This is a genomic window from Vibrio sp. 03_296 (assembly GCF_002265885.1).
Window position 1 is genome coordinate 1 of the sequence record NZ_NPKW01000102.1, and the last position, 14188, is coordinate 14188.

General features: G+C 47.3%; 8 protein-coding genes. 1 reads left to right on the plus strand and 7 read right to left on the minus strand.

Annotated features, from left to right (window positions below; all coding sequences use genetic code 11):
• Positions 1-136 precede the first annotated feature (136 nt).
• Both CIK04_RS12315 and CIK04_RS12320 read right to left on the minus strand, forming a co-directional pair.
• Entirely contained in the window at positions 137-2062 is a 1926-nt protein-coding gene (locus CIK04_RS12315) for a nuclease domain-containing protein (protein ID WP_097352490.1), read from the minus strand.
• A gap of 11 nt (positions 2063-2073) precedes the next feature.
• Positions 2074-4659 carry a PhoH family protein gene (locus CIK04_RS12320; RefSeq protein WP_130198907.1) on the minus strand — a complete coding sequence of 862 codons (2586 nt, stop codon included), beginning with the start codon at positions 4657-4659 and terminating at the stop codon, positions 2074-2076.
• Between the two features lie 508 nt (positions 4660-5167).
• On the opposite strand from CIK04_RS12320, the gene CIK04_RS12325 reads away from it, so the two are divergent.
• Positions 5168-6085 carry a hypothetical protein gene (locus CIK04_RS12325; protein WP_097352492.1) on the plus strand — a complete coding sequence of 306 codons (918 nt, stop codon included), beginning with the start codon at positions 5168-5170 and terminating at the stop codon, positions 6083-6085.
• A 154-nt stretch (positions 6086-6239) separates the two neighbouring features.
• Here CIK04_RS12325 and CIK04_RS12330 read toward each other — a convergent pair whose 3' ends face one another.
• The 5 genes from CIK04_RS12330 to CIK04_RS12350 all read right to left on the minus strand — a co-directional run bounded on the left by CIK04_RS12330 (position 6240) and on the right by CIK04_RS12350 (position 14187).
• A complete protein-coding gene (locus tag CIK04_RS12330) occupies positions 6240-7937 on the minus strand; it encodes an RluA family pseudouridine synthase (RefSeq protein WP_097352493.1) in 1698 nt (565 codons plus the stop codon).
• Between the two features lie 86 nt (positions 7938-8023).
• Complete coding sequence (locus CIK04_RS12335) at positions 8024-8992, minus strand: diguanylate cyclase (RefSeq protein ID WP_097352494.1); 969 nt, start codon at positions 8990-8992, stop codon at positions 8024-8026.
• Between the two features lie 131 nt (positions 8993-9123).
• Positions 9124-12225, minus strand: coding sequence for an efflux RND transporter permease subunit (locus CIK04_RS12340; RefSeq protein WP_097352495.1), 3102 nt, complete (start codon positions 12223-12225; stop codon positions 9124-9126).
• Positions 12222-13544 carry an efflux RND transporter periplasmic adaptor subunit gene (locus CIK04_RS12345; protein ID WP_097352496.1) on the minus strand — a complete coding sequence of 441 codons (1323 nt, stop codon included), beginning with the start codon at positions 13542-13544 and terminating at the stop codon, positions 12222-12224. The genes CIK04_RS12340 and CIK04_RS12345 overlap by 4 nt, the downstream gene beginning before the upstream one ends.
• The gene (locus tag CIK04_RS12350; RefSeq protein ID WP_038939180.1) at positions 13531-14187 is read right to left on the minus strand and encodes a TetR/AcrR family transcriptional regulator; all 657 of its coding nucleotides are present in this window, start codon (positions 14185-14187) and stop codon (positions 13531-13533) included. The genes CIK04_RS12345 and CIK04_RS12350 overlap by 14 nt, the downstream gene beginning before the upstream one ends.
• Position 14188 lies beyond the last annotated feature (1 nt).

Below are 14188 nucleotides of genomic sequence, written 5' to 3' on the forward strand. Positions count from 1 at the left end.
TTTCCTTTTAACATGCTAACCCAAGAGTAATATACTCACAATATTTAGGGCTAGAAATATGCTAAAACATCCGAGTGTGTAGAACACTCGGATTTTAGTTGAGGTAAACTATCTCTATTGAGATTGTACTTATTACTTAATTTGACCATATCTCCTGATGTGTTTTAAGTAGAGAGGTTATCGAGTTACTTAATGCAGTTTTCTCTAGCAAAACCTCTTTGACTTGATGTTCATTTGTAACATGATCAAATAGTTCTCCCAACAGTAGAGGTAGTCGTTCATCTTCGTTCGGTTTTACTCGAATCCCCCCCAATGATGGTAAAATACGTTCTGGGCCACCAATAGAATGCTGCTTTGCATAGAAATTAACTGTTGGTTCATTGCCTTTAGGGTAAATAGCCCAAACTGCTTGTATAGGTAACTTCCCAAATTCACCATTTGCTTTTTTCTGATGGAGCCCAAGTAGGTATTTATTTACCAAGTCTGGTAGTTTCTGAGTTTTTACCCGATAAGCGGATGAAAACTTAGCGTCGAAAATTAGCAGAATAGGTTCTTCCAATCCTTGGAGTCTCAAGCGAATTACATAGTCTGGAGAGCGATATCTGTGTTTCCGATCTTGATGCTCAATACATACATCTACTGGGTCTCCGGGTTGAGCTCTCTCTGAAGTCCAAATTCTAGGTTCATAAAATAGCTCTATATTCATTTTTCGCTGTGAGTCGGTGAACTCAAAGTAGTTATTCAGAGTATTTGTTGGTCGAGCCTTTTCAACTCCCCCAAATACTTGCTCAGAATAGTCTTTCCAACCTTGCTGAACTAATACGCAGCCACACTTCTCCAAAGCAGAGACAATTTGCATAAGAACTGTAAATTCGTAGAGCGTACTCAAATGTCTAAGTCCAAAGAGCATATCGCCCATATCAATCTGAATATTTCCCGATTTATACCATTTAGCTATCTTGTGGTAGACATGAAGATAGGAAGGTGTTCTAGATACAAAAGCTGTAACTTTAGGAGGGATAGGCTTTATAACCTTCGGTTTAGGCGACACACGGGTAAAGCGCATTGCCAAACGCTTTGTACGAAGACTCAAGTCATCAACTTTTCTTAATAAACCATCTAAGATTGGAGCTTTGTACCGACATATAATGTGATCTAAACTAATGTATTCATTAAAATAATGCCCTTCTGCCTGACAGTTACTTCCGTCAAGTCCATTATTCAAAAGGTATTTTTTTGCGTCAGATAAACGCTTCTCCATATGGGCTAGGTAGCCATGAATAATCCTGTTCTCTATGAGATCAGTATTTGAAACAACAATTTCATTAGCTCCTTGCAGTATTTTGGCTGGATATCCTTTACACTTAAAATCTTGCTCTGGTTGAGGGCAAAATTGAATATATTCAGGATGCTGAGATAGCCAGTTTATGCCATCTGGAGAATTAGGGATGACTCCATCCCTAACCTCAAGTTTGCTCTCCCAGGTTTCTCTTACTTTTCTGAGAAGGTCTTCCCAAACTAGCTCGCATAACTCAATACCGCTTTGAGCTTCATTTATTAATCGATTGAGACTATCTTCACAACCGTCTCCACTACTACAAGCTATGCGCGAGCGGGAGAAACACAAGGCAACTATACTATCGTAATGAGTATGTAAATAAGAGAGCATACTTTCTGCAAGCTCTGCATTTATCAAGCTGGCCTGAATATCTACAAGATTCTTTATTCTCAAATCAGATTTAGAGAAGGCTAATATTATTTCACTCCTGCCGACATAATTGAAGAATGGCATTCCTGAAAATTGGTCGTCATCAAATAATAATACCCATGACTTTTTTCTATTTACCGATGATTGCAAGCTTAGCTCATAGGTAACATCCCCAATGTAAATTATAGGAGTGCCAAAATCATTTGCGCGGTCACTTGTTTCTAGCAGAATAGACACTCTTGCATCTTCTGGAATTGACCATACTCCATGTACAGCTTCTCCTTGTGATATCAATTCACAATCGAAGGCACTATATGTTCGACCAGGACTGACCTCTATGGTTAAATCCAACATCGCTATTTCCCCTAAGCTATATATCTGTAGCTATTGAGCGATGATTCACCTTCAGTAATCATTTTACGTAAGCGTTTTGCTGACATTACAAGACCGTTCTTATTGAGAACTTGATACAGTTTTTTCAATCTTTCTGCAAAACCTTCGCCATAACCACTTAAAATTGGTAGAACATGTTGTAATACAGCCCGATCCAATGCTGTCACAGCGCCTTCATATTCGACTAGTAGAGCTCCTGCGACATCAACAAAGTCAGCAACTAATTTCCTCTTACGGTAAGACAGTAGAACTCGTTGCCCCAATCCTTCCTTATCTTCTTCTAGAACAGAAATGATTTCATTAAAGATAGTTTGAGATAGCCCCGAGAGAGGAGTTCCCTTTCCTTCAAATAATGCGATCCAATCGCTTGCGTTAATAGGTGCTGTTATATGCTTGTTGTCTATAGGGATGATGGAGAAGTCAGAAATCATATCATCGAACGGAATAACAGCAGCGCGATCTAACATTCGTGGAGACAACGGTTGTACGGTTTCATCACTGTTTATAGTACCGACAAATTTCATGTAATTTGGTACAAATAGTCGCTCCATTTCAGGATGCCCAGTGAATATTTCTCGGCGACTTTCTCCATCGGCTAGATCCAGAAAATTACTGAAATAATGTTCTGGTGAACTCAAGTTCATTTCATCTAGCAGTAAGATGGCAGGGTTTACTTCTTGGTCTGATTCACCTTGCATCGTCAGAAGCATTTCCCACAGACCGGTTGCAGCTGGATGATATGATTCAGACAATCCATTGTAATAACCTAGAATATCCTTTGAAGACATCCAGCCCCTTGATACCGAGATTGTATGTTGTCTGTTGCCTAGCCCCATTGCTAGACCTAACCGTTTAATTAAGCTAGTTTTACCAGTGCCAGGAAGTCCCGAACAAATCGTAAATTGTGTCTGAGCTATAGTAGTAATTAAGTTGACTAGTTGTTCTTTATCTAAATGTCTATCGTGGCTTGTTAAGGCATTGTCTAACTGCTCAAGGTATTCTTGTTGAGCTTTTACACGATTAGATAGATCTAGTTTATCAACTGGTTGGCTAGTAAAGTCCCAGTTTGATTTAGATACTTTTTTTGCGGTTGTCATTGCTTCGAAGCCCGCTTTAATTTTTACAAAGTTTTCGGTCAACTCTGCTGAAGCGTCTTTAATCTGAGATTGGAGGTTAGTCAGAGATTTTTTATGATCGTCGATCATTCCATTTAAAGCACCATATTCTCCTCTCTTAGTATTAATCTGGCTAAGTAATTCATCTAAACTTTTGTATTGGGAATATTCTTGCTTGATCTCTTGGAGCTTGTTTTCCCCATCTAAAATCTGCTTTTGTAGCTCAGCATTACGCTTTTTATGCTCTTGCATCACTTCTTCTTGAAGCTGCTTTCGTTTTTTCTCTGCTAATAGTCTCAGTTCGTCTTCCTTTTCACTTTTTTGCTGAGCTATAGACTTTAACTCATCCAACAAGCTATCTCTTTTTTCTTCTAATCGCTCGACTTCGCTTCGAGTTTTACTCACTTCTGTCTCAATGTTTTCTAGCTCATTGGCTCGATAACGTTTGTAAAACTCTATCTGATTCTTTTCTAAGTATGACTCTAAAAAGTTTTGACCTTCCGGAAGCCTCAATAGCTCTTCCTTCAATTTCATCATATTTGAGTCGAATTCAGCTGCATCTGAAAGTAGGTCTACAGTCTTTAGATATCTAGGACGATCTTGTGAAAACTGTTTTCCATTCTTAACGTTGTTTTTTAGAAGCTCTAGGCCTTTTTTTGTTAACTTTCCTCCAGTCGAACGAAAACTAGCATCCTTGAGAAGTGGTTCAACATACTCTTTGAGAAGCGTTTCGGCATCGATTATGTCGACAAAGTCCTTATTACTTAGTTTGCTGGTAAAAGAAGCTACATCAGCTAGGAAAGTAGTCGGTCTTTGATTTATAGTGACCTCAATTAATTGATCTTGACATTGCTCTCTATCGAGTTTGCCCACAATATGATCTGAAAGTTTTCTGCCTGGAAGTGGTGTTTTTGGAAACTGCAGTGTTAGCTTTACTTCATCATCACCTTGAAGAGAATGTGTATGAGTAAAAGGTCCTACAATCACGTCCTCGTCATTATAGTGTGTAGCTATCATTACAAGATTTGTTGATGGCACATGAGAAAGGTATATCGATGTTTCATCTTTAGAAAAATCAATGTTTGCAAAGATAACTTCTAGCAATTCATGATTTTTAACTGGTTGAACTGAGCGATAATATGAGACGTGACTTTGCTGATTTCCTTCTGACTTATTGGCTCGTGTCGTTTCTGCTTTCAGCAGTTGGTATTTTTCGTATTTTCTTTCAAGTTCATCAAAGGGGCCTGTTATAAAAACCTTTTCTGTATCGCAAAAATGTTCTCGTTTATTTACCTGTTCATAACTTTTTCTACTGTCGGGTTCTGAAAACTCCTCCATACATACATTTAATTTACCTCTAGTCTTACCTTCTACTGGGTCAACCCAGCTTTCGCCCAATGTACCGATGACGTATCTGATTTCTTGATTGTTCTCTGTGCTCATGTTGTTTGTAAATTCTAATTTATGTTGATGTGATTTATAAATGCATATGGTTTGTATGCAACTGATTTTACTGTCATTTTCACATACTTTACTAAGCCTCACAAAGTCCATTTTGATATTCAGATACAAAAGATGAGAATTAACTCATACATCACCAGAAATGAAGTAGCGAGTTGTCCAATTATATTTTGGAGCCTCTTGATATCAGTGTTTAACTTTTGTTTCTGGGAGTGTTTTTGTTAGGAAATTTTTAGATGAACTGTATTTCTTTGTTGCCTAAATAAACTACTAACGTCCACATTCCAGAAAGTACTCCTCGTCCCCCGAGTGGCGTTTCACTTCTTAGCCTCTTGCTCCATCTTTAAGACTCAGAACGAAAACAGCGTCAGCTCGCAAGGGTTGCGCTGTTTATGCAATGGGTATCACTTTCGTGGTAGTTTCCCACTCCTAACCTGAGAATGCGTGATCCGATCTTGGAGCAACGCGTCATTTCACGTCAGGAGGAACTATGGCAAAGCGAATACTCTTTATTCATGGCCGAGCGCCGAAACCAGACAAAAACGATTTACAAACATTGTGGTTCAACGCCATTGAACATGGTTTACAGCGAGATTACGGTGAAAGCCGTGTTCAGGCGTTTAAGCAAATAGAAAAGCGGTTTATCTACTATGGCGATCTTTCCAACGAGCTGCTCGAAGCGCCAACCGAGCATCCGCAAAGCCGTATCGATGCGCTGGATAAACTCAAGCAATACCCGCGTAATGGTTTTACCAAAACGAACTACAAAAAAGTCTCTAAAGCGGGCTTCTTAGCGGAAGCCTTGGCCGATACTTTCTCAGCCGTATTAGGCCACTTAAAACTGGCAGAGCCGCTGATCACCAGTGTTGCCCCCGATATGGCGCATTACTGGAACGAAGACAGTTATTACGGCAGTGACTTGCGCTCGCGCCTGACCAAAGAACTGAAAGAAGCGCTCGATAGTGGCGATGAGGTTATGATGGTCGCGCACAGCTTGGGCAGCATGATCAGTTACGATTGTTTGTGGAAGCTCTCTCATTATGGCGAATATCGCCACGACTACGGCGCTGAAAAGAAAGTCGATCTCTTAGTTACCTTAGGCTCGCCGCTGGGGGATGAAAACGTGAAGGGGCGTTTGAAAGGCAGCAGCTTAAGCGGTAAAAAACGCTACCCACTCAACCTTCATCAATGGTGCAATATTTCAGCGGAAGACGATTACATTTCTCACGACAATCGCATCAAAAACGATTTCAAAGAGATGCTGCAACTTGGCTTAGTCAAAGGCGGGATGAAAGACATTTACCCCATCTACAATTTGTGTGTGAGAAATGGGCAGTCCAACCCTCATTCTGCGATTGGCTATTTGATTCATCCGAAGTTCGTTACCTTACTGAACCAGTGGATGTAGCTGCGGGTGAGTTGCTAACGGCTCAAACCGATTGGCGATATATCGCTCTATTTACTCAGTGGCCAGTGGCACGGTAAATAGAGCGAAAATGTTGATTCGAGATTGGTTCGGTGGGGAGCTTGTACGGCCAGCGCCACACGCTGAAAGGCACGAACTAGAATTCGGCATCCACTTGAAAATGCATGCGCTCTTTGCTGTAAGGGTGGTCAAGCTCAAGCGACTCGGCGTGCAAGTGCAGTCGGTTGGCTTTCTCACCATACAACCCATCGCCGACCATCGGCATGTTCAAACCAAGGTGATGGGCACAATGAACACGAAGTTGGTGAGTGCGCCCCGTTCTTGGGTAGAGGTAAAGCTTGCTGCGGCCATCGCGGATCTCAATTAACTGCCAATCGGTATGCGCGGGTTTACCGTGTTCAAAGCAGACCAACTGACGCGGCCTGTCGTCTGGGTCGCCTCGCATCGGCAGGGTGATTTCCCCTTGGCTTTGCGACACCTCACCTTCCAGCATCGCCACATAACGCTTTTGCACGCCACGAGAAATAAATTGCTTTTGCAGGCTCTTGTTGGCGCGGCGGGTGAGGGCAAACACTAACAGTCCCGATGTCGCCATGTCTAAGCGGTGAATCACAAACGGCCCTTCCACATCAGGGAATAGCGCTTGCAAACGGGTATAAGCGGAATCGGTAATGGTTTTGCCCGGCACCGATAACAACCCTGAGGGTTTGTTGACGACGACCATCGCCTCATCTTGATAGACGATTTCCAGCTCTTTGTCTTCTGCCCAGTTTTCTTCCAGCGGGTTTGGGTCCATGTTCAGCCCTTGCAGCATATGGCCCAAAATGGGGTGGCATTTGCTGTGGCAGGATGGGTAAAACTTTTTGTGTTGGCGCACTTCCGATTTCGGTGACACGCCCCACCAAAATTCCGCCATTGCCAGTGGCTTCAAGCCGTGGGTAAAAGCGTATTGCAGCAGTTTTGGCGCGGCACATTCGCCAGAGCCGGCTGGTGGCACGGGGCTGGTGGTGGGTGCGAAAATCGCGTTGAGATCGCTCTGCTCCCCGCGCACATTGAGGAAGCGATACTGAGCAAACAATTTGTGTTGCAAGGCGTTCGATAAGGTTTTGCGCTGCTCTTTGAGTGTGTCGAGTTGAGTGAGCAGCACTTGCAAACGTGCCTCTTCACTGGCGAGTTTTTCATCCCACTCCAGTTTGAGGTATTTGAGTACGTTTTTCTCAGCCACGCTTTGTTTGGCGAGATCATCCAACACCGCTTTGAGCGCATCGCCAGTGAGCGTTGCTTCCGCTTGCTCGCGCTGTTGCTTGCGTGCGGCGCGCCCTTCAATCATGGCTTGGCGCTGGGCTTGTTCTTGCGCTTGGTAAGCTTGGCGGTCTGCCTCAATTTGCTGACGCAGTTGTGCCAGCTCTGCGCTTTGCGACAACTGTTTTACCTGGTGGTTGATGTCGGTGATTTCCGATAACTCGCGGCGGAAAAAGCTCTCTTCTGCCAGCATGTCAAACACCGGTGGCACAAAGCCGGGCAATAGATTTTGGTCGGCAATTTTGCCTGAGAATGAGCTCACAAAACCGATGTCGCCTTGTGCATTTTCAACCAGCAGCACGCCAAACATTTTGCCAATCGCGCTCTCATCGTCACTCACTACTTCGCCGTTCAACAAGCCAAAGTTGTGTTGCCACTCTTGCTGAGTGAGCAAATGTTGTTGCAACTGCTCTGCTGCCAACACACACAACGGGTGCGGAGTGTAGTAAAACGGGAAGGTAAAGCGCTCGGGCAGGGCGTAGCCGTCGATAGCGGTGGTGAATGAGGTAAAGCAAGGGTCCGGCGTGTGCATGAGGGAGTCCGCGCAAGTCAAAAAATCGAGCGAGGATTGTACCTATTTTGCTTAGGATTTCCATCGCTCGAGGGTGTTGAGTCACATCAACTGCGTGGCGTTTTGTTGTCTTTTTGCTGGTACATGGCTTTATCTGCTTGAGAAAGAAGCTCGTCCAAACTGATATTGGCATCGGGTTCGACGGAAACAATCCCCGCGCAGAAGGACAAATCATAGCCACGGTTGGCAGCATGATTGTACTGCTCTATCGCCTCGGAAAAACGCTTAATGGCCACTTGTGCCACAGAGCGAGAGGCACCAGACATAAACACCACAAACTCATCTCCACCCAGACGGGCAAAGACATCAGACTCGCGGAAGCTCTTTTTCATGGTATCGGCAAACGCTTTGAGTGCGCGATCGCCCTCTTGGTGGCCAAATCGGTCATTGATCGGTTTAAAACCGTTGAGGTCTAAATAGGCAATGGAGTAGGGGTAATCCCCCACTTCGCAATAGGCCATGCTCTTTTTCGCCAAGGTTATAAAGCCACGGCGGTTGGAAATCTGCGTGAGGTCATCAATGGCGGCGCTGTGCGTGGCGGCGAGTTCTCTCTCGGCCATTTTGGCCAGATCGATCAAATCCAAACGCTCGTCTTCGTTAAGTGTGCGCGGTTTGCTGTCGATGATGCACAAGGTACCTAAGCAGGAGCTGTGTTCAAACATCAACGGAACGCCAGCGTAAAAGCGAATGTGTGGCTCACCAGTCACTAATGGGTTGTCGGCAAAGCGCGCATCTAGGCTGGCGTCTTCCACAATCAAGGTGTCAGTGCCGAGAATGGCGTGGCCGCAGAAGGAGATATCGCGTGGCGTTTCACTGGCATTCAGACCAAAGCAGGATTTAAACCACTGGCGATCCTCATCCACCAAACTGACCAAGGCTATCGGCACATCAAACAGCCGACGTGCGATGCGAGTGACGCGATCAAAACGCTCTTCCGCGGCGGTGTCTAAAATGTAGAGCGAATGGAGATCCGCGATTCGCTGCGGTTCGTTGTCCGGTTTTTCAGGTGTTTGCATTGAGTCGGCCAGTGAATGAGGATTGCATTAACTATAGTTCAAAGCGCCATATGGGGTTGCCAGCAAGGTCACAAAGCGAGGGAGCGAGGCGCTGGGCCTCGCTCGTTTGCCGATTATTTACTCGTTTTGCTTCATATCTCTTGGTGTTTATGCACCAAACCAAAATCGGCCAAAATGGCGTAAGCGGCTGGGATCATAAACAACACCAACAAAGTCGAAGCAAGGATGCCAAACACAATGGAGATGACCAAAGGTTGGATAACCTGCGCTTGCAAGCTGGTTTCGGTGAGCAGCGGCAACAAACCCGCTGCGGTGGTCATGGAGGTGAGAAACACCGCGCGAAAACGCTCACGGCTCGCTTTCACTACAGAGTCATGTACGCTGTCGCCTTCATCGACATGATGGCGAATGTATTGCACCAGCAAAATCGAGTCGTTGACCACAATCCCCGCCAGCGAAACAAAGCCCATCATGCTTGGCATGCTCAGCGAATGGCCGAGCAGAATGTGCCCCCAAACCACGCCAATAAAGGCAAGAGGAATGGCAAGCATCACCACAAAGGGTTCTAAGTAGCTGCGGAACTGGTAACTCAAAATGGCGAACACCCCGAACAGACCCAGCAAAAAGCCTTTGCCCATTGAAGATCCGGTTTCGGCGGTGTCTTTGGCTTCGCCTTCAAAATCAAAGCGTAAGCCGGGGTATTTTTGCATCAGCTTCGGCGCTTCTTGCTGTTGGAACTGGCGAATGATCGCGGTGGAGTTGGCTTGTGTGTTGTCCACATCGCCAAACACGCTGATGGTTCTTAGCCCGTCGATGCGTTGAATGCGCACGTAGTTACGCTGAAAATCGAGCGTGGCAATGGTGGCGAGTGGGATCTGGCTGCCATCGGCCATCATGATCGGGAAGTTGGCTAACTGCTGCAAATCGCCCGCTTGCACTTTATCCAGCCGCACTTCTATCGAAATATTCTCGACGCCGAGCTGAATTTCATCGGCGGTTTGTCCAAAGAAAGCCGCGCGCAACTGGTTGGCGATCAACTGGCCATTGATGCCATACACTTCCGCGCCGGGGCGCAGTTTGACCAACACTTCTTCTTTGCCCATGCGCATGTCATCGAGCACCCCATGCACGCCTGCGAACTGGTTGAGGTACTGCTGAATGTCGATAGACGCGGCTTTGAGTGCATCGAGATCGTCGTGTTTGGCGCGGATCTCAATTGCGCGCCCACCCGGCCCCATGGTCGGCTGCTTAAACACCAGTGATATCGGGTCGGCCAGTTCACCGACATCGTCACGCCAAGCGGTAATAAACTCGTCAATCACCGTGTTGCGGCTTTCAGCGCCGAGCAGATCCAACCGCACAGTGGCAATGTGCGGGCCCGATTCATTGGCATCGGCATTGGCATTAAATTGGCTGGTGATATGACGCACCAAAGGCGTACCATTTTCTTTCTCTTCACTCCACTGGCGATCCAGCCTTTGCGCAGAGGCGACGATTTTATCCACCACGGCTTCGGTTTGTGCCAAAGAGGCACCCGGCGGCAAAATGATGCGCGCCTCGGCGATATCGCCATCAAGCTCGGGGAAGGGTTGAAACTTCAATAGCCCGCCCGCCAAGGTCGCAGCAGAAATCAGCAGCAACGCTAATACGCCACCCATAAAGGCGTAGCGAAATTCCACCACTTTTTCCACTGCATTGACCAAGGTGGTGTTGCGAAAGTGCTCAAAGTGGTCAAGTAAGGTTTGTTTGAACTTGAGGTCCGGTTTTTCCTGTTTTTGCTTGTGCAGGGAATGCGCCAAATGGTTGGGCAGAATGAGGAAGGCTTCCACTAAGCTTAGGGTGAGCACCAAAATCAGCACTTGTGGCACCGCTTTGAGCACCGCCCCCATTTCTCCTTGCAAAAACAGCAAGCTACCAAAGATACACACGGTGGTGAGGAAGGAGGAAATTACCCCCGGCAGCACTTTGTTGACCCCTTTGATCACCGCATCGTCGATCTTCTCTCCGCGATCAAGGTGCGCCGCAATCGACTCGGCGATCACGATGGCATCGTCCATCATGATGCCGATCGCCATCAGCAGCCCAACCAGCGACATGATGTTGATGGAGAGGCCAAGTTGCGCCATCAAAAACAGCCCGCCAAGAAAAGCCACCGGCAAACCGGCCGCCACCCAAAAGGAATAGCGCAGACTGAAGAACAGCCACATGGTGGCAAACACCAGCACGATCCCTTGCCAGCCATTTCTCACCATCATGGTGAGGCGATCCCACAAGACAGACGAGAGATCGTTGGTCATTTCCAGTTGCACGCCATCGGGGGCGATCGCCTGTTGGTCGGCAACAAATTGGGTAACGCGATCTTTGATGCGCAGGGCGTCATCTTCTTTGTTCTTGCTGATTTTCAGCAGGGCTGAAGGGTGGCCATCAAACAGCACTTTTTGCTCATCGAGCTCGAAGCGGTCGCTAATGGTGGCAATATCGCCCAAGCGGATTAACGAACCATTGGGCCCAGAGCCTACGACTATGGTGCTGAGCTCTTGTGGCGTGACGCGACGTTCATCGAAGCGGATCAGAAAATGTTTGTCGGGCGTTTCCACATTGCCACTGGGGAGCTTGACGTTTTGGCGGCCAATTTGATCGGCAATATCGCCAACGCTTAAACCGAGCTGACGCATCGCTTGGGTATCGAGTTCGACGCGATATTGGTGATCGGAAAAGCCTGCCACGCTCACCAAAGAGACGCCATAATCGAGCTTTAACGTCCGCTTAAGCTGTTCTGCATACGCTTTGAGTTCCGGCCATGTGGTGTCGGCGGTAATCGCCACATCCACCACGGGTTCGTTCCAATCAAGCTCTTGCACCACCGGAGATTCGATCTCTTTAGGGAAATCGTTGATGGCGTTGATTTGCGTTTGCACATCCACCAGCATGCGGCTGATGTCGGCCTTCTCGTTGAGCTTGAGGATTAAGCGCGCCGAGCCTTCAATCGCTTCACATTGGGTTTCGACAATATTGGCAAGGCCATCCACGGCATCTTCCATGCGTACGCAAATGCTCTCTTCCACTTCTTGGGGCGAAGCACCTGGATAGACCACCGCCGCCATAATGTAAGGCGGATCAAACTCGGGAAAGGTTTCCCGTTTGATGGTGGAGAGTGAGGAGATCCCGAGGATCAGCAGCGTTAACATCAACAAGTTGGCCGCCGTCGGGTGTTTGGCGAAAAAACGAATCATGAGCCACTCTCCTCTGGATTCGCCTCGCTGTTGGCCTCTTTCAACAACATGCCTTCAATGGCGGGCAATAGGTCGTTGACGATCAGTTTCTGCCCGTGGCTGATCTCGCCATCGATCACCACATGGTTGTCGCGGCGGAATAAGACGGTGACTGGCACGATGCGCAAGCGGTTTTGCTCGTCCATCAGATAGATTTTACCACCGTGCAGCGCACGCTCAGGGATGACCCAATTGGGGTTGGCTTGGCCTTCAATGTAAGCGCGGACAAACATGCCATTGACCAGCGGCGGTAATGAGGTTGGATTGAGCTCACGGTAGTCTTGTTCTATCTCCAAAATCACCCCAGCAGTGGCTTGGTTGGCATCCACTGTTTCACTCACTCGCGCCACTTTGGCCGGCCAACTGGCGCTTAAATTGCCACTGCTCAGTTCAATGTAAGCTTGAATGAAGGTCATATCCGGTTGTGGAATGCCCGATTCATCGCGCGCGAACTCGCCCAAGCTGGCGGCGAGGGTTTGCATGTCATGAATTGAGAGCTGCGCTTCCACTTCCATCACATCAATACCGTGCGCGGTAACCATGGTTTGCTGTTGGTTAACCACCTGATCTTGCTCGATGTCCACCTGCGCGATACGCAGATCGTATGGCAGGGTGATGATGGTTTTTTCCAGCGCACGCTTGGCTTCATCCACCTTGGCGTTGTTGACCTTGATCAGCGCATCTGCCACGCGTTTTTCATCGGGCATGAGGGCGATTTGGTTTTCAATGTCGAGTACCAGATTGCGCTGTGAAAGGGTGGTTTGTTCTTGTTGATCGACATCCGATTGCGAATTCAGCCCTTTTTTACGCAGGTTCTGTTTGCGTTCGAGCTCTTTATTGGCAATCGCGAGGCGGTTGGATTCGATCTTCAAACTGCTTTTGAGGTTTTGTTCTTCTTGATTGAGCTTAGCCAAAGAGGTTTGGGAAGATTTGAGGTCGGCTTGAGCTTGCACCAGTTTGAGTTGGTAATCGAGCGGGTCGATGCGCAAAATCTCTGTGCCGGCTTTGAGTAATTGCCCTTTCTCTAAGCGTGGGTGGCGATAGATCACTTTGCCAGAGACTTCGGCAATCGCCTTCCACTCCACTTTGGGGGCCACTTTGCCAAAACCAATCGCTAAAGGGGCAACGGCTTTGAGTTCCAGCGGCAGTGTTTCCACCAAGCGAGCACGATCATCGGCAGGTTTCACCGGCAGTTCGGGTTTGAGTTTGACCGCCAGTACCAACACCAGCACGCCCACCGCTAATGCGGGGAAAAAGAGCCATTTTTTATTGAGGGTCATGGGCTGCTCCTGAGTCCAAAAATCCGTGTTTCATCAGTTGAATATTGTGTTCAAACAAGCGGTTGAGAAAAGCTTCATTCAGTTCGATGCCGTGAATTGACAAGAGCGCTGGTGGCGCCATAAAAGGAAACACCATCAAGCTGATGAAGGTGATGCGCGCTAATTTGGCATCGACGCCTTGGCGCAATATGCCTCCTTCTAACAAGCGATCGAAGATCAACCCTTGCATCGGTTGGGTGATGTCGTTCATCACTTTTTCCATCAATTTGCGTTGGGTATCGGAGGGGGCCATGCGCATCACTTGCGCAATCAAGCGGGGAAACTGAGGTACTTTGACCATTTCTCGGTAATAAGTGCGCATGATATCGAGCAGGTTTTTCTCTGAACTTTCGAGCACCAGTGCTTGCATTTGTTTTTGCATCGGCGCGAGGGTTTCTCGCAGCATGGTCTCGAACAGCCCTTCTTTACTGCCAAAGTAGTAACGGATCATGGCCACATTCACGCCTGCTTTTTGCGCCACTAAGCGGGTAGAAACGTTGTTGTATTCCATGACGGTGAACAACTCGCGTGCGTGGTGAATCAGCAGTTGTCTCGTGTCGATGTTGTGCGTTGGCCGTCCTCGGCGTGGGTTGAGTTCCGTCATC

Coding starts and splice junctions, on each gene's coding strand:
- CIK04_RS12315 (WP_097352490.1), bottom strand. CDS start 2,062: ATGTTGGATTTAACCATAGAGGTCAGTCCTGGTCGAACATATAGTGCC.
- CIK04_RS12320 (WP_130198907.1), bottom strand. CDS start 4,659: ATGAGCACAGAGAACAATCAAGAAATCAGATACGTCATCGGTACATTG.
- CIK04_RS12325 (WP_097352492.1), top strand. CDS start 5,168: ATGGCAAAGCGAATACTCTTTATTCATGGCCGAGCGCCGAAACCAGAC.
- CIK04_RS12330 (WP_097352493.1), bottom strand. CDS start 7,937: ATGCACACGCCGGACCCTTGCTTTACCTCATTCACCACCGCTATCGAC.
- CIK04_RS12335 (WP_097352494.1), bottom strand. CDS start 8,992: ATGCAAACACCTGAAAAACCGGACAACGAACCGCAGCGAATCGCGGAT.
- CIK04_RS12340 (WP_097352495.1), bottom strand. CDS start 12,225: ATGATTCGTTTTTTCGCCAAACACCCGACGGCGGCCAACTTGTTGATG.
- CIK04_RS12345 (WP_097352496.1), bottom strand. CDS start 13,544: ATGACCCTCAATAAAAAATGGCTCTTTTTCCCCGCATTAGCGGTGGGC.
- CIK04_RS12350 (WP_038939180.1), bottom strand. CDS start 14,187: ATGACGGAACTCAACCCACGCCGAGGACGGCCAACGCACAACATCGAC.